Origin of the sequence: Saccharospirillum alexandrii (genome assembly GCF_043641555.1) — a bacterium.
In the GTDB taxonomy this organism is placed as follows: Bacteria; Pseudomonadota; Gammaproteobacteria; order Pseudomonadales; family Natronospirillaceae; genus Saccharospirillum; species Saccharospirillum alexandrii_A.
On the sequence record NZ_JBHZRJ010000001.1, the window covers coordinates 464,631 to 481,242 of the forward strand.

General features: G+C 56.2%; 15 protein-coding genes. 10 read left to right on the top strand and 5 right to left on the bottom strand.

The window, feature by feature from the left end; translation table 11 throughout:
* Positions 1 to 70 precede the first annotated feature (70 nt).
* The 3 genes from ACHUE7_RS01990 to ACHUE7_RS02000 all read left to right on the top strand — a co-directional run bounded on the left by ACHUE7_RS01990 (position 71) and on the right by ACHUE7_RS02000 (position 3,550).
* A complete protein-coding gene (locus ACHUE7_RS01990; protein ID WP_394168485.1) occupies positions 71 to 535 on the top strand; it encodes a MarR family winged helix-turn-helix transcriptional regulator in 465 nt (154 codons plus the stop codon).
* Between the two features lie 281 nt (positions 536 to 816).
* The gene (xylA, locus tag ACHUE7_RS01995) at positions 817 to 2,136 is read left to right on the top strand and encodes a xylose isomerase (protein ID WP_394168486.1); all 1,320 of its coding nucleotides are present in this window, start codon (positions 817 to 819) and stop codon (positions 2,134 to 2,136) included.
* Positions 2,137 to 2,203: 67 nt separating this feature from the next.
* Positions 2,204 to 3,550: an NAD(P)/FAD-dependent oxidoreductase gene (locus ACHUE7_RS02000; protein ID WP_394168487.1), complete on the top strand. Its 1,347-nt coding sequence runs from the start codon at positions 2,204 to 2,206 to the stop codon at positions 3,548 to 3,550.
* Positions 3,551 to 3,605: 55 nt separating this feature from the next.
* Here the strand turns inward: ACHUE7_RS02000 and ACHUE7_RS02005 are convergent, their stop codons facing one another.
* The 5 genes from ACHUE7_RS02005 to ACHUE7_RS02025 all read right to left on the bottom strand — a co-directional run bounded on the left by ACHUE7_RS02005 (position 3,606) and on the right by ACHUE7_RS02025 (position 9,048).
* A complete protein-coding gene (locus ACHUE7_RS02005) occupies positions 3,606 to 4,826 on the bottom strand; it encodes a phosphoribosyltransferase family protein (protein ID WP_394168488.1) in 1,221 nt (406 codons plus the stop codon).
* Between the two features lie 93 nt (positions 4,827 to 4,919).
* Positions 4,920 to 5,564 carry a maleylacetoacetate isomerase gene (gene maiA / locus ACHUE7_RS02010; RefSeq protein ID WP_394168489.1) on the bottom strand — a complete coding sequence of 215 codons (645 nt, stop codon included), beginning with the start codon at positions 5,562 to 5,564 and terminating at the stop codon, positions 4,920 to 4,922.
* A 44-nt stretch (positions 5,565 to 5,608) separates the two neighbouring features.
* Entirely contained in the window at positions 5,609 to 6,625 is a 1,017-nt protein-coding gene (locus ACHUE7_RS02015; RefSeq protein ID WP_394168490.1) for a fumarylacetoacetate hydrolase family protein, read from the bottom strand.
* 54 nt (positions 6,626 to 6,679) lie between these two features.
* The gene (hmgA, locus tag ACHUE7_RS02020) at positions 6,680 to 7,984 is read right to left on the bottom strand and encodes a homogentisate 1,2-dioxygenase (protein WP_394168491.1); all 1,305 of its coding nucleotides are present in this window, start codon (positions 7,982 to 7,984) and stop codon (positions 6,680 to 6,682) included.
* Positions 7,985 to 8,079: 95 nt separating this feature from the next.
* Positions 8,080 to 9,048: a phytanoyl-CoA dioxygenase family protein gene (locus ACHUE7_RS02025; RefSeq protein ID WP_394168492.1), complete on the bottom strand. Its 969-nt coding sequence runs from the start codon at positions 9,046 to 9,048 to the stop codon at positions 8,080 to 8,082.
* Between the two features lie 139 nt (positions 9,049 to 9,187).
* Here ACHUE7_RS02025 and ACHUE7_RS02030 point away from each other — a divergent pair, with 139 nt between their 5' ends.
* The 7 genes from ACHUE7_RS02030 (at position 9,188) to ACHUE7_RS02060 (ending at position 16,606) form a co-directional block, all read left to right on the top strand.
* Positions 9,188 to 10,084, top strand: coding sequence for an AraC family transcriptional regulator (locus ACHUE7_RS02030; protein ID WP_394168493.1), 897 nt, complete (start codon positions 9,188 to 9,190; stop codon positions 10,082 to 10,084).
* A gap of 284 nt (positions 10,085 to 10,368) precedes the next feature.
* Complete coding sequence (locus tag ACHUE7_RS02035; RefSeq protein ID WP_394168494.1) at positions 10,369 to 10,485, top strand: NAD(P)(+) transhydrogenase (Re/Si-specific) subunit beta; 117 nt, start codon at positions 10,369 to 10,371, stop codon at positions 10,483 to 10,485.
* Positions 10,486 to 10,793: 308 nt separating this feature from the next.
* Entirely contained in the window at positions 10,794 to 11,840 is a 1,047-nt protein-coding gene (locus tag ACHUE7_RS02040) for a substrate-binding domain-containing protein (RefSeq protein WP_394168495.1), read from the top strand.
* Positions 11,841 to 11,971: 131 nt separating this feature from the next.
* Positions 11,972 to 13,543 carry a sugar ABC transporter ATP-binding protein gene (locus ACHUE7_RS02045; protein ID WP_394168496.1) on the top strand — a complete coding sequence of 524 codons (1,572 nt, stop codon included), beginning with the start codon at positions 11,972 to 11,974 and terminating at the stop codon, positions 13,541 to 13,543.
* Between the two features lie 60 nt (positions 13,544 to 13,603).
* A complete protein-coding gene (locus ACHUE7_RS02050; RefSeq protein ID WP_394168497.1) occupies positions 13,604 to 14,605 on the top strand; it encodes an ABC transporter permease in 1,002 nt (333 codons plus the stop codon).
* A gap of 61 nt (positions 14,606 to 14,666) precedes the next feature.
* Positions 14,667 to 15,623, top strand: coding sequence for a sugar-binding transcriptional regulator (locus tag ACHUE7_RS02055; RefSeq protein WP_394168498.1), 957 nt, complete (start codon positions 14,667 to 14,669; stop codon positions 15,621 to 15,623).
* A gap of 2 nt (positions 15,624 to 15,625) precedes the next feature.
* Positions 15,626 to 16,606, top strand: a complete 981-nt coding sequence (locus ACHUE7_RS02060; protein ID WP_394168499.1) for an aldo/keto reductase — start codon at positions 15,626 to 15,628, stop codon at positions 16,604 to 16,606.
* Positions 16,607 to 16,612 lie beyond the last annotated feature (6 nt).

Genomic DNA, 16,612 nt, shown 5'->3' on the forward strand with positions numbered 1-16,612 from the left:
GCCCGCCAGCCTTGACGCTGCCGGGTGCTTTCTATAAAAGAACGACACACGCTTGCGGTACCCTGCCTATATGAAACGCGCACCTTTGGCCGATGCCAACGCCATGCCCGGTAATCTGCTGCGCAGATGCCACCAGATCAGCGTGGCGCTGTTTTTAAAACATTGCGAGGCCCTGGGCCTGACCCAACTGCAGTATGCGGCCCTGGTCGCACTGGAAGAAAAGGGCCCACTGGACCAGATTACCCTGGGCGGCTACACCGCTATGGACCGCAATACCATTGCTCTCGTTGTGCGCAAGCTGGAAGAGCGCGGTTCCGTTACCCGGGTGCGCAACCCTGAGGATCGTCGTGCGGTAATCGTGACACTGACTGAAGCTGGGGCGACGTTGCGGGCAGAAGCGGAGACAGCCGTTCGCCAGGTGCAGGAAGACATTGTTGCACCACTGACCGAGCCGGAACGCGAGCAATTGATCCGCTTGCTCGGAAAAATGGCGCACGCTCACAACGATCAGAGCCGAGTTCGGTTGCAGACTTGAGACGAGATTAGGTGCGACCTAGCCCTTTACTGGCCACTTAAGACATCCACCATATCACCTTATCGGTGCATTCAAGCTAATAGTCCCTTCCGACCCGCGAAACCTAGCCAGACCCGCCATGTGCGGGTCTTTTAGTGCCTGCCAGACACTGACCCCCTTCCTGAATAGCCCATTTTTAGTGTGTTATCGCTAATGTTTGACCTCCCCACACTTCTAATCCATAATAAATTCGACTACCAAAATAAAAGACAACTACTCAAGCCGATACCAGGAGGCCACCCATGGCGGATTTCTTCCGTGCAATCGACCCGATACGCTTTGAAGGGCCGGGTTCCGATAACCCGCTGGCGTTTCATCATTATGATCCGGAGCACATCGTGTTGGGTGCGCCACTGAAAGATCACCTTCGCTTCGCCGTCTGTTACTGGCACAACTTCTGCTGGGACGGTGCCGATGTGTTTGGCGAGGGTACCTTTCAGCGCCCCTGGCACAGCGGGGCCGACGCGCTGGCTTTGGCCGAGCAGAAAATGGACGTGGCGTTCGAGTTTTTTCAGAAGCTGGGCACTCCGTTCTGGACCTTTCACGATTACGACATCGCCCCGGAAGGTCAGACCATCATCGAGAGCCGGGAGAACCTGGCCCGCATGGTCGACCGGGCTGAGCAGAAGCAGGAAGAGACCGGTGTGCGGCTGCTGTGGGGCACGGCTAAGAACTTTGGCCACAAACGCTATATGGCCGGCGCGGCCACCAATCCGGATCCGGAGGTGTTTGCCTATGCCTGTTCGCAGGTGCAGCAGGCGCTGGATGCGACACATCGGCTGGGTGGTTCGAATTACGTGCTCTGGGGCGGGCGCGAAGGGTATGAAACCCTGCTCAACACCGACCTGAAGCGTGAGCAGGAACAGCTGGGCCGCTTTTTGCAAATGGTGGTGGCACACAAACATAAGATAGGGTTCAAGGGCGCCTTGTTTATTGAACCCAAACCCCAGGAACCGACCAAGCACCAGTATGATTATGATTCAGCGACGGTGTTCGGCTTTCTGCAGAAGTTTGGCCTGGAAAAAGAGATTAAGGTGAACATCGAGGTAAACCACGCCACGCTGGCGGGGCATACCTTTGAGCATGAGGTGGCTACAGCGGCTGCACTGGGTATTCTGGGTTCGGTCGATGCCAACCGTGGCGATCACCAGAATGGCTGGGATACCGATCAGTTTCCGAACAGTGTCGAAGAGATGACGCTGGGCTGTTATGAAATCATCAAGGCGGGCGGGTTCACCACCGGTGGCTTTAACTTCGACACCAAGCTTCGTCGCACCTCGATCGCACCCGAGGATTTCTTTCATGCCCATGTAGGCGCTATGGATACCATTGCGCTGTCGTTCATGAAAGCGGCCGAATTGTATGAGCAAAAGGTACTGAGCGATTTTGTCGAGGCGCGCTATGCCCGCTGGCAAGGTGAGCTGGGGCAAAACATCCTGAATGGAACCTTGGATCTGGCTGCTGTATCCGATCATGCCGTGTCCCGGAATCTGAATCCGCAACCGGTTTCCAGCGGTCAGGAAATGCTAGAGAACCGGGTAAACCGGGTGATATTCGGGTAAAGCACCTGTGATAGAGTAACCTGATCGCTCATTGGTTTTTGTGTCACTTCATCAGGTTACTTACGTCATGTCAGATTTTCCCTTTACCGATCTTTCCCGCCTGGAACATCAGGACGCATTGCCCGAGGCGTGCGATACGCTGATCATCGGTGGCGGCATCGCGGGTGTGATGACCGCCTACTTCCTGGCGAAGCAGGGTCAGCGGGTTGTGGTGTGTGAGAAAGGCCGTATTGCCGGCGAACAATCCTCCCGTAACTGGGGCTGGATTCGTCAGCAGGGTCGTCATCCGGCTGAACTGCCAATCATGGTGGAGGCAAACCGGTTGTGGCATCAACTGGCGGATGAGGTCGGCGAAGACATCGGCTTTAAAACCACCGGCATCCTGTACATGGCATCCGATCAGGCGGAGCTTGAAACCTATGAGCGCTGGTTGCCTTATGCCAGGCAGGCCGGGGTAGACAGCCGGGCACTCAGTGCGCAGGAGCTGGCCGATAATCTGCCTGGCGCCCGCGCGAACTGGGTGGGCGGCTTGTACACCCCCAGCGATGCACGGGCCGAACCCTGGCTGGCCGTGCCGGCACTGGCCCGCTTGGCGAAGCGGACCGGTGCCTTGTTGCGCGAACACTGTGCAGTGCGCTCACTGGATATAGCCGGTGGTAAGGTAGCTGGCGTCTGGACGGAGGCCGGTAGGGTGCGGTGCAATCAGGTTGTTCTGGCCGGGGGTGCCTGGTCATCCCTGTTTGCACGCGCCCAAGGCATTGTCTTACCACAGCTGAGCGTGCTGGCGTCGGCCATGGCGACGAACCCCATGCCGGCTGTGTTTCCGGGCGGTGCCGCAGACCCGGCGCTGGCATTCAGGCCACGTGCCGATGGCGGCTACAGCATTGCCCATGGTTTTTCGCTCGACTTTTACCTGGGGCCAGATGCTTTCAGGTATTTCGGTGCCTTTCGCGAACAGGTGAAATCCGGGCTAAAAACCACCCGCTTGCGTCTGGCGGCCCCCACTGGGTTTCCCGATGCCTGGGGTACGGCAAGGCGCTGGATTCCCAGCGAAGAAACCCCGTTCGAACGACTGCGAGTACTGAACCCGGCTCCCAACATGCGCGCCCTGAATGCCGCGCTGGACCGTTTTGCCGACACCTGGCCCACGCTCGGCCGACCCACAATAAGGCAGGCATGGGCCGGGATGATCGATACCTTGCCTGATGAGGTTCCCGTTCTTGATCGCGTGCCAGATGTACCCGGCCTGGTGATCGCCACCGGCCTCAGCGGCCATGGCTTTGGCATCGGCCCGGCTATTGGTCGGGTGGTGGCAGATCTGGTTACGGAACGGGCTGTCGGTCACGATTTAACGGCGTTTTCGTTCAATCGCTTCAGCAGTGGGCAGGTATTGAAACCGGGGCTGGCGTTTTGAATGGGTGATGTCCTGCGCTGGCAATTCATCACCCGTTCGTGCGGGCAACTGGCGATTACTTTGCAGCTTGGTGCAGCTCTTTCAGTTCGTCGCTGTACCAGATCTTTCGCTTGAACCGCGGGTTTTTCGATGACATGTCGATCTTGTAGGGGTTGAGTTCTTCGGCTTGCGGAAAACCAACAATGCGACACAATTCCTGCGCCAACCATTTTTCGATTTTCAACACCACCAGCTTTTTGCGCAGCCGGCCCTGTTCGTCGCGGTTCAGAATGGTGGGCAGGGTGTTCAGGGTAAGAATTTCGTCGATGGCCGGGTGCGCCATGCGTTCACGGCCTTCATCGCTGGCGTAAAAGTGCGAAACCGCAAATACCAGGCGTTTCGGGTTGATCTGTTTCAGGAACTGGCAGGATTTAACCACGGTCGACCCGGTGCGCACCATGTCGTCGAATAGGATGACGCTGGCTTCTTCCAGGCCTTCGAAGGTGTGCTCGCTTTCTTTGTGCAGGGTGATTTCGACTTTGCGTTCATCGGTTCGTTCTTTATCGAGCATGATGAACTTGGCTTTGCTCAGGCCCAGAGTATCGAACATTTCTTTTACGAAATCGCGTGCGCCTTTGTCGGGTGCACACAGCACCAGGCCTTCGCCGCTGTCGCCATAATTCAAAATATCGGAATTTAATAAATAGTGGGCGTAAATTTCATAGGGAATCAGGTTGTGAAAGTCGCCTTCGAACACACTGGAAAAGATTTTCTGAACAGAGCTGGAGTGGTTGTGAACGGTGAGTACGGAATCGACCCCGGAAAGTTTCAGTAGCTGTGCGTAGAGTTTTGCGGTGAAGGGCTGGCCGTCGAATTTCTTGATGTCTTTGATGTCGCGTTCGAAATGGGTTTCACCCAAATCCTTTCTTGGCCCTCTGTCCTGAGCGCTGTAAAACAAGTCCGGTTCAACCAGTACGACTTGCTTGGCGCCGTTCTCTTTGGCAGCCCGGGCGATGATCAAATTCGCCATGGCCAATTCCTGTCGGCTCTTCAGGTGGCTGCTGGTGCTGACGATGACCACAATCTTGCCATCCAGCGTATGGCCAATGTTGTCCATATCCTGCTCATCGGAAATAAACCGTGGGCAGAATTCGGAGTTCATGAACTGTTTCATGCTGATCTTGTCAGCGATGTCTTCCAGTTGTCCGACGGCGTAGGCAATGTCGATGGCGAAGGGGTTATCGGCGACGTTGCTGACAACAACGACATTTCTTGACTGTTCAGTCGAAAAAGTCATGACGAGTCCTGTTTTTTGAGCGGCTGGGCAGAGGGGCGCCAGTTTAATATGGGAGGCAGGATTTCGATAGGGGCAAAGCAGGATTGGTGATCATCAAACAGCGTCCGGTTGCTCGGCGGGTGCTGCTTGCTTGAACTCTGGCAGGTTTCTGCAGTGGGTAGCGACGCGCACCAGGGTTGGGTAGGGGGTTAGATCGCAGTTGAATCGTTCTGCGTTGAACAGTTGTGGTACCAGGAACACATCCGCCAGGGTGGGCGAGTCGCCATGGCTGAAGCTGCCGGTTTCCGGCTCCCGGGCCAGTCTCGCTTCCAGGGCGGTAAAGCCTTTGGTCACCCAGTGCTGATACCAGGCAAGCTTGGTGGCTTCATCGACTCCGATTGTGTCAGTCAAATAGCCGAGCACCGAGACATTGTTCAGCGGGTGCATTTCGCAGGCGACCAAGAGGGCCAGCGAGCGAACCCGGGCGCGCGCTTCCAGGCTTTCCGGCAACAGCGGTGGTTCCGGGTAGCGCTCTTCGAGGTATTCGCAGATGGCCATTGATTGGGTGAGCGCGCTGCCTTGCTCGGTTTCCAGCACCGGCACCAGCCCCTGGGGGTTGCGGCGCCGGTGGGCTTCCAGTCGATGTTCGCCCTTAAGCAGGTTGACCGGGATCTGTTCGTAATCGAGCCCTTTCAGGTTCAGGGCAATGCGCACCCGGAAAGCCGCTGAAGAGCGGAAGTAACTGTGTAATGTAAGCATGGGGAGCGCCTTATCGGATGATCTGGCCAGTGTAGTCGATTATTTTACGCCTGGTATTGCGTAACTTTCTGGTCGATAGCGCCGAAAATACTCTGACCGTCAGCGTCGAACATTTCGATGCGAACCCGGTCGCCAAAGCGCATAAAAGGCGTTTTTGCGGCGCCGTGCAGTATGGTCTCGACCATTCTCAATTCGGCCAGGCAGCTGTAGCCAACGCCGCCGTCACCGATTGGCTTACCGGGGCCGCCGTTGGCATCCGGGTTAGAGACGGTGCCGGAGCCAATGACGGCACCTGCGCCCAGGTACCGGGTTTTTGCGGCGTGGGCGATCAGCTCGGGAAAGCCGAAAATCATATCCGGACCGGCATCGGGTTCGCCGAATTTTTCGCCATTGAGGTGAACGGTTAATGGCCGGTGTAAGCGGCCATCTTTCCAGGCGTCGCCGAGTTCATCTGGCGTGACGCAGATCGGGGAAAAACTGGAGGCGGGTTTGGCCTGGAAAAAGCCAAAGCCCTTGGCCAGTTCACCGGGAATCAACCCACGCAGGCTGACGTCGTTGACCAGCATGACCAGTTTGATGTGGCTGGCGGCCTGTTCGGGCGTGACGGCCATGGGCACGTCGTCGGTGATGACCGCAATTTCGCCTTCGAAATCAATGCCGTGCTCTTCACTGACCGCTTCGATGTCTTCGGTGGGTGATAAAAAGCAATCGCCACCACCCTGGTACATCAGCGGGTCGGTCCAGAAGGTTTCCGGCATCTCGGCATTGCGCGCCTGGCGTACCAGCTTGACGTGGTTCAGATAGGCGGAGCCGTCGGCCCAATGGTAGGTGCGCGGCAAGGGCGAGTGCAGGGCGCTCATATCCAGTGCGAAGGCGTCTTTGGCCGTGCCTGCGTTCAGAGCGGCGTAACGTTCTTCCAGCTTGGGTGCAACCGTTGCCCAGTTCTCGATGGCCTGTTGCAGGGTGCTGGCAATGTCGCTGGCTGGCGCGGCCTGGGTCAGGTCCCGTGAGACCAGGATCAGGGTGCCGTCGCGGCCGTTGTTCAGAGTGGCAAGTTTCATAATGGTTCAATCCTGTAAGTCGAAAAGCGTAGTCTGCCTGAGAGTGGCTTTCTGTCAGCGTTGGCCGGGGTCGAATTGAGCGGTCAGTGTCGACCAGACGTGCACGTAATCCTGCTGACGGTGTTCGGTATTCAGGGCCGCTTCGGTCGCTTGAAAAACGTAGCGGCTCTCAAACATAAACGCCAGGGTGTTGCCCTGGTACTGGGGCGCTAAGTCGGCCCCGCTGGCTTTGGCAAAGGTGTCGGCATCTGGCCCGTGTGGCGACATGCAGTTGTGCAAACTGGCACCACCGGGCACGAAGCCTTCGGCTTTGGCATCGTATTCGCCGTGAATCAGCCCCATGAATTCACTCATCAGATTGCGGTGAAAATAAGGCGGGCGAAAGGTGTTCTCGGCGACCATCCAGCGCGGCGGGAAGATCACGAAATCGATATTGGCCATGCCCGGGGTGTCGGAAGCGGAGGTCAGCACGGTAAAGATAGACGGGTCAGGGTGGTCGAAACTGACGGTGTTAATGGTGTTGAACCGCGCCAGGTCGTATTTGTAGGGCGTAACATTGCCATGCCAGGCAACGACATCGAGTGGTGAATGGCTCAGGTCTGCGACCCAGAGGTGGCCGGAGAATTTGGCAACCAGCTCAAAATTACCGGTTTGGTCTTCATAGGTCGCCACCGGCGCTAAAAAGTCTCTCGGGTTGGCCAGGCCGTTGGCGCCAATAGGCCCGAGACCCGGTAATTCCAGCGGGCTGCCGTAGTTTTCGCAGACATAGCCACGAACGGCCTCGCACCCCTCACCCAGACGAACCTGGAATTTAATACCACGTGGTATTACCGCGATCTCACCGCTGGCGACTTCCAGTACGCCCAGCTCCGTGCGCAGTATCAGGGTACCCAGTTGCGGCACGATCAACAATTCACCATCGGCATTGTAGAAAAACCGCTGGGTCATATCGGTGTTAGCGGCATAGAGGTGAATACCGCAACCGGTTTGGGTACCGGCATCGCCATTGACCGCCACGGTGAACAAACCGTCGATAAAATCGGTGGGTTCGGTCGGAATGGGTAACGGATCCCAGCGCATTTGGTTCGGGTCAGCCGCACCGGCCAGTGGAGCGGTTTCAACCAGGTGACCTGGCAGTGGCCGATAGGCCGATTGCAGCACCGATGGCCGAATCCGATACATCCAGGTGCGCAGGTTCTGGTGTCGCGGTGCGGTAAAGGCGGAACCGGAAAACTGTTCGGCGTATAGACCATAGGGGCAGCGCTGGGGCGAGTTCTGACCGATGGGCAGTGCACCCGGTAAGGCTTCGGTTGAGAACTGGTTGCGAAAGCCGCTTTGGTAGTCGAGTGAAGCCGTCATGATCAGGCCCTCTGAGTATGATGGTTGCAAATGAAACTATATGGGCCAAGGGTAGCTCTGTTTGGTTTCATTTGCAACTAACTGCCCGGGTGCCGCTATGAGGACTGCCAGGAATCCAGCCCCAGCAGCTTGCGCCCAAGCTCCGACAACTCGGCTCTCGGGTAACGCGTCTGCTCCCAGCCTCGTGGATCGCCGGGGAAGGCATAACCCTGAGGGGGAAGGCGGTCGCGCCAGGACGTTATGCGCCAGTCGCGCACCTCGGTGTTGTCTTCCTCGGCGGGCACCATAGCGATGTATTGTGCCAGGCGTACGGCATCCGACTGGTTCGGGCGAATGCCGTGGGCGAGCAGGCTATTGAAGATCAGCAGGTCGCCGGCTTTCATCGGTACGAACTCGGTTGGGTAGCCACAATCCTGACCGGGCGAAAACGGATCCCGGTCGGCTGGGGCCTGGCCTCGCCATGCTTCAAAGTGTTCGAACAGCTGGGGCACACACTGGAATCCACCGGTCTCTGGCGTGGTGTCGCTCAGCGCCAGCACACCCTGAACGTTTACTGGCAACGGGTCGAGCGTGGTGTTGGCATCCCAGTGAATGAAACCCGAAAAGGCCCGGCCAGAGCGGTTGGGCGGGTTCAGGTTGGCCCGGTCTATGGTGACCCAGAGGTCTTCGCGGTCCCATATATCGACGAAGGCGTTGTACACCCGGGGTGTTTGGCGGTTCGCCCACAGCAGAGGGTGGTTGTAAGCCTCCACCATACCGCTGTTGTTCAGTTCTACCATGGCATGATCACGCCGCTGGGGTGCGTACCAGCTGCCTGGGTCCTGGGGCGACATTTCCTGAAATTCCCAGAGAAAGTCGGCGGTGGCGGTTACCTGTTCAGGTGCGATCGCCTGGCAGATGACGACGTAGCCATAACGCTGCCAGTGAGCCCAGTCAGCCTCGCTGAGCACACGCAATGGTGTCTGTTTAACGAGACTGGCAAGCGGCGGGTGTTCCTGATTGCCAACGCTGTTGTTGCCGGGTTGCTGGTCACCAAAGCCGTAGCGGTTTTTTATTGTGGTCATGGGGTTCTCCTGTGAGTCCATGGACACATCCTAGCGCCATGACAGGGGGCCGGGCGGTGACTTTTGAGCATAAACCAATACTATTCGCTCAATTTGAATGGCATTATCGAATAGATAGTGCAATTAAGGGATCAGGTGCATGAAAGCCCAATTCGAACGCATTCAGCACCCGGAGGATGCCTCCTGGCGGTTCTTTCTGCGTGAGCTCGATACTTTGCCGTTTGAATGGCATTTCCACCCGGAGTACGAGCTGACGCTGACGGTGAACAGCCAGGGGGAGCGTTATATTGGTGATCATATCGAAGCCTACCAGAGCGGTGACCTGGTGTTGCTTGGCCCCAATTTGCCACACAGCTGGGCCAGCCAGACACCCGAGCAAGCCGGCCCGCATCGGGTTTATGTGCTCTGGTTTCACCAGGCCTGGGTCGATGGCCTGGCCCGGCAATTTCCGGAATTCGCGTCACTCGCCACCTGGCTGGACCGGTCGCGGCGGGGGCTTGCCTGGTCGCATAAGCTGGCCAGTGACCTGGAACAGTTGTTTGAGCAATTACCTGGGGCCAGTGCGGCTCGTCGCCTGACGTTATTGCTCGATATTCTTATCGCCCTTCAGGAAGAAGCCCCGCGTACGCTGGCGTCTGCTCGGTTTCATGGCGAGACGCTGGCCGAACCCGCGCAGCGGGAACTGAGCCCGATACTGGATAGCCTGCATCGTGATTTTCGCGAGCCACTGCGGGTGCCCGTGCTGGCACGTGAGCACCATATGAGCGTCAGTACACTGAACCGGGTGTTTCGCCGGCAAATGAACCAGAGCCTGCACCAGTATTTAACCCACATTCGCCTGGGACATGCCTGTGCTGATCTGATTCGGACCGAGCGACCGGTCAGTCTGGTGGCTGAGCAGAGCGGTTTCGCCAATCTGTCCAATTTCAACAGGCTGTTCAAGCAATACAAAGGCGTAACACCGCGCCAGTTCCGCCGGAAGTTTCAGCAGGCGGTGGTTCATGGCAGGCCCTCCATGCTGGCCGGTGCGAGTTGATTGGCCTATTCACCGTATCGTCTCTTACTCATTTCCCGTTCTGATCCATAACCCCTCAGTTGCCTCCGGGTAGGGGTTGGTTGCGTCCGCAAGAAACCCCATGCTCATCAAAATAAATTAAAAGCAGTCTCATAGGCTGTCCTCGCAACGGCCCTGCCAGCTGGCCCGACTTACTCACTGAGCAATCCTCCCAACCGATCCTAATAAAACCAACAGGTTGGTCATCGCCCATGGTGGTGTTTTCCATTCACCACACGACAAAAGAGTCATCATGCCACTGAATATTGCAGTGCCCCGGCTACGCCGGTGTCGCCAACCCGCTGTTCTACCGCGACAACAGCGCCATGCTGTTTGGCAATGCCAAAGCCAGCGTTCAGACGCTGGTCAGCAAGGTCTCCTGAGTTCACCCGATCGCTGGGTCAGCAGGTACCTCCGGACCCGGTCGAACGGCATGCCGGATACTCAGCTTGGGTTGAGTCTCAACCAGTGACTGAAAAAACCAAGGCCAATCAAATACTTACTTATAATGAGACATAAAGTACCAAAAAGACCTTGACCCCGCATTCAGGCTGATACTACTATCACTGCATGAAATATGTTCCAAGTTAGTGCAATATATTTCAGCTGGATGATTGGCTGTGTACCAGGGGCAGATCATCACATTGAATCTCAACATCTCGATGCACCCATAAAAATAAGGAGAGTGCTAATGAGTAAGTTCTCGAAGTTGAAAGGGGTTATCTGCGGTCTGTCTATCGTGATGGGTACTGGCCTTGCTGCCGGTGTTCAGGCGGAAGATCAGAATCCACTGCCGTTTCGTTGCGAGCCCGGTGAAACGTTCTATATGAACGTCATGGTCTCGGGCGTTGAATACTGGTTCCCGGTGTATGAAATGATGAAGCAGGCCGCTGAGCAAATGGGCTGCGATACCGTCTATACCGGTACACCCGAATACGACGTCAACAAACAACTGGCCTCGTTTGAGCAAATTCTGGCGCGCAATCCTGCGGGCATTCTGTTGCATCCGATGAACCCGGATCCGTTCATTGAGCCGATCAACCGGGCCGCCGAAATGGGCATCCCGGTCGTGACCTTTGCGGCCGACTCCCCGAACAGCAACCGTGTGTCTTTCATCACCTCCGACAACAACGAAGAAGGCAAGTACGCGGCTGATGCAATCGCCGAAGCCATGAACGGCGAAGGCGAATACGCGGTGCTGGAAAACCCCGGTCAGGATAACCACGACAAGCGTGTTGCCGCCTTTATCGCCCGGATGGAGTCGAACTGGCCAAACATGGAACTGGTCGCCCGTGCCGCCAGTAACCAGGACCCAACCCGCGCCTACAATGCGGTAATGTCGATGGCACAAGCCAACCCGAACCTGGGTGCTGTGTTTATGCCGGAAGCGAACTCTGCTTTGGGTGCTGCCCAGGCCGCGGTAGAACTGGATCGTGATATCAAGGTGTTCAACGCTGACGTTAACGCCAAAATCCTCGACATGATCAAGGCTGGCGAAATCTTTGGTGCGGTCAACCCGAACCAGGGTATCCAGGGCTATATGGGCATGATGATGCTTTACCTCGCATCGCGCCCTGGCATGATCGATCCGATGAACGATTATCAGCGCAGTGGCTTTAACCCGATGGGTGTCCCGTTCGTTGACAATGGCTTCTCCATAGTAACCGCCGAAAACGCCGATGACTTTTACTGGGGCGACTACCTCGAACGCCGCGGCACTCGGGGCATCAACGAGTAAGTCGGGTTTCCGCTAACGACAGACGGTAAGGATTCCAGATTCACTGGCAAGGGAGTTGCCTGATTACGGAAACAACGGGTCGCATGGTGCGACGCACTCATCCAGAAACAGTGTGCTCAGAGGAAGTGGTTATGACGGACAAGGCAGCCGATATCGTCCTGGAACTGCGAGGCATTGAGAAAGCTTTTGGCGCGACGCATGCGTTAAAAGGCGTCAACTTCTCGTTGCGCAAAGGGGAGATACATGCATTGGCCGGAGAAAACGGTGCGGGAAAATCGACACTGATGAAGGTGATTGATGGTATCCATCAGCCGGATCGGGGAGAGATATTGCTGCACGGTCGTCCCGTCACAATCGCCAGTCCATTGCAGGCTCAGAAACTCGGCATTGGGCTGGTGCATCAGGAAATTGCGCTGTGTCCCGACATCAGCGTGGCTGAAAACATTTCCATGCCGATGTTGAATGCCAGCAAGAAATGGTTTGTGAATTTTAAAGAGATCAGACGCATTGCCCGCGAAGCGATTCAACCGCTGGCCAACATCGACCCTGATGCAAAGCTGTGTGATCTCAGTATTTCCAATCAACAGCTCGTTGAAATCGCCAAGTCGCTGACACTGAAATGCGACATCCTGATTTTCGACGAGCCGACTGCTGCTCTGACAGAAAGCGAATCGAAGGCACTGTTTCGCATTATGCAGACCTTAAAGTCACAGGGCATCAGTATTATTTACATCAGCCATCGTATGGCTGAAGTGTTCGAACAATGCGATCGGATCACTATTTTGCGTGATGGTCAGTGGGTCTGTACTGACGTTGTGGCTGAAACGTCGCCTCAGGAAGTGGTGGGCAACATGGTGGGTCGGGAGCTTGGAAAGCTGTACCCGTCAAAGCTGGCCACACCCGCAGAATCGGGAGACGTAATGCTCTCGGTGAAAGGGTTTACACACACCAAACGATTCAAAGACATCGGTTTTAATGTTCACCGCGGAGAGATATTTGGCATCGCCGGTCTGATTGGCGCGGGCCGTAGTGAAGTCGTCAAGGCCATCTGTGGCTTGTACCCGAAAAAAGCCGGCACACTGAGCTTCATGGGTGAGACAGTAACAATCAACACCTATCAGGACAGCATTAAGCTCGGCATTGTTTACCTGTCGGAAGACCGTAAGGAAAACGGTGTCTTTCTGGACCTGTCGATCGCCGGGAATGTGTCGGCGCTTGATCTTGAGCAGGTCTCGCGACACGGCATCGTCAGCCGCCGCCTCGAATACAACCAGGCCGCAACGCTGGCGGAACAGTTGAACCTCAAGTACGGCCGCCTGGACCACCCGGTGTCATCGCTCAGCGGTGGTAACCAGCAAAAGGTGGCCATCGCCAAGATGCTGTCGGTGAAACCGAAGCTGATCATCATGGACGAACCCACACGCGGCATCGATGTTGGTGCCAAATCCGAGATCCACAAACTGATGCGGGAACTGGCAACGCAGGGCGTCGGCGTGATCGTCATATCGTCCGAATTGCCTGAAGTGGTTGGCTTGTGTGACCGGGTAATGGTGATGTGTGAAGGTGAAAGCCAGGGCATCGTTTCGGGCGATGACATTAACGAAGATCGTATTATCCGACTGGCCTCGGGGGTGTCTCTAACAGATACACCAGTGACCGAGACCAGAGTTCACCCAGTATCGGCATTCGCACAGGCGACCTGACGGGTAACAACCCACTGATAACGTGCTGCCAACAACAAAAATGGAATAGGAGTAGCCCAAATGACCGCGAATAACCCGACGGTGTCCTCGCAACCCGGAAAACAGAGTCTGTTTCAGGACATACGAAAAATGCGCGAGCTGACGCTCGTGCTGATCATCATTGCCATGTTCGTGGTCATGAGCTTCGCCTCGCCCTATTTTCTGACCTGGGCCAATATGAAAGCCATGATGTTGTCGTTCTCGACAGAAGGCATTGTCGTTGTTGGCATGACGATGCTGTTGATTGTGGGTGGCATCGACTTGTCGGTTGGTGCCGTCATGTGTCTGGCCATGGTGATGGCCGCCAAGCTGTTTGTTCTGGGCACCAACCCCTGGCTCGCCAGCCTGATGTCGATCGGCGCGTGTGGGGTAATCGGCCTGATCATGGGCAATCTGGTGACGCGCATCAAGATGCACCATTTTATTGTCACCCTGGCTTTCATGGGCATTGCCCGGGGCGCGTCGCTGGTGATTACCCAGGGCACGCCGATCTCGTTATTCTCGCTGCCACCGGAATTCAAGTTTGTCGGCCAGGGAACCATCTGGGGCGTACCGTTCTCGATTGTAATCTTCTTTATTGTCGTGATCATTGCCGATTATCTGCTGCGTCATGCCACCGCCTTTCGCAAAATTTTCTATACCGGCAGCAATGAACGGGCGGCGCAATTTTCAGGCATCAAGACCGACCGCATTAAAATCGGCGTGACCGTTCTGAGCTCCACGCTCTGCGGCGTCGCCGGCATTATCTATATGTCGAAGTTTGGTGCGGCCACACCGAATTTCGGGGTCGGCCTGGAACTGAACATCATTGCTGCAGCCGTGATCGGTGGCGCGAGCTTAAAGGGTGGGGAAGGCACGATTTTTGGCGCCATTCTGGGTATTGCCTTGTTGTCGGTGGTGTCCAGTTCGCTGATCCTGCTGAACATTTCGGTGTACTGGCAAGACCTGATCAAAGGGCTGATCCTGCTGTTTGCGGTCGCCGTAGATCACATTCTACACAACAGAACAGTGCAACAATCCTGATCCCGGGCAACGCCAAACCCCGTGATCTGAGTAACGGTTTATCAAAGAGGACAACGGACGCATGGACTATGACAAGGCACGCCTGTTCAGTCGAATACTGACCATGCATTACATTGAACAACACAACCAGTCCGACATTTCCCGCATGCTGGGTTTGTCGACGGCAAAGGTAAACCGGATCATTCGCCAGGCGCGAGATGAGGGGTATCTTGAGATCAATATCAGAACGCCGTTTCAGTCGCTGTTTGATCTTGAGCAGAAGCTGACCAGCCTGGTTGAGATACCCGAAGTGCTGGTGTGCCCGACTTTGTCTGATGATCCGAACACCGTGCTTCGCACCATGGGGGCCACTGCCGCCGACTATCTGCTGCAGCATCTGCGCGACGGCGATGTTCTGTGCATCAGCGGCGGCAAGCAGGTCACCGAAATCGTGAATGCGCTCAATCCGCAGCGAAAATTTGATGTCACTGTTGTTCCGGCGACCGGCGGCGTTCAGGGCAAGCATTACACCGATGTCAATCACCTGGCCATGGAGCTTGCCAAACGGCTGGGTGGCCAGGCCCTGCAATTGCACGCACCACTGTTCGCCGACAGTGTTGAAGAGCGCAATATGCTGATGAACATGCGACAGACACGGGAAGTGTTGGACCGGGCGCGGCACGCCGATATCGCGTTAATGGGCATCGGCTCCATTGTGCCGGATTCATCCAGTTATTTTGATCTGCGGTCCATGTCTGAAGCCGACCGCAAACGCCTGATTGAACAGGGCGCTACCGGTGATGTGTTTGCACACCTGTTCGATGTGAACGGCAAGACGGTTGGGCAGGAACATAACGAGAAACTGGTCGGCCTGACCTTAAGTGAACTGCGTGACATACCGCTGTCAGTCGGCGTAGCGGCATCGGGCAATAAGGTCAGCCCCATACTGGGGGCATTGCGCGGCCATTTCTTCAAGGCACTGATCACCGATGAGGTCACCACCAAACAGGTCCTGAAACTACTCGAAAAAGGAGTCTGAACATGAAATACAGAACATTGGGTTCAACCGATATCAAAACCTCCGTTGTCGGCTTGGGTACCTGGGCTATGGGTGGCTGGATGTGGGGTGGTCACGATGACAAAAACTCCATCGCGGCCATTCAGGCATCGGTTGACCAGGGCATTAATCTGATCGATACCGCACCCGCCTATGGGCTGGGGCGTGCCGAGGAGTTGGTGGGCGAAGCGCTCGTTGGCCGTCGGGATAAGGTGGTTCTGGCGACCAAATGCGGGATGATCTGGCACGACACCAAAGGCGAATATTTTGTCGAGGAGCACGGCAAGCCGGTTCACCGGTATCTGGGTGCGGAGTCGATACAGTACGAGCTTGAGCAAAGTCTGAAGCGTCTGAAAACGGACTACATCGATCTGTACATTACGCACTGGCAGGATGCCACCACCCCGGTTCAGGAAACCATGGAGAAACTGTTGGCGTTAAAGCAAGCCGGTAAGATCCGGGCGATTGGTGTCAGCAACGTCAACGCCGATGAACTGAACGAGTATCTAAAGTTTGGCCCGGTCGATGCCATTCAGGAACGGTACTCGATGCTCGACCGGGAGATCGAATCCACGTTACTGCCTATTTGCCAAAGCCAGGGTATTTCCACCTTGAGTTATTCCTCTATGTCGCTGGGGTTGCTGTCTGGGAAGATGACACCGGACCGTCAGTTTGAAGGCGATGACCAGCGCCTCAGTGACCCCCGATTCAGCGTCGACAACCGCAAGAAAGTCGCGGATTTCTTTGCCGATATCGAGCCGCTGTGTAATCGCCACCAGGTGACCCCGGCGCAGTTGGTCATCGCCTGGACAGTCGCCCAGCCCGGCATTACTTACGGACTGTGTGGCGCCCGCAATGCCAACCAGGCGATTGAGAACGCCAGGGCGGGTGAAGTTGACCTGCCCATGGATGACCTGAACGCCATCGACCAGGCCATTAAGCGGCACCTCGCTGATGTAGCCTGAACGGCT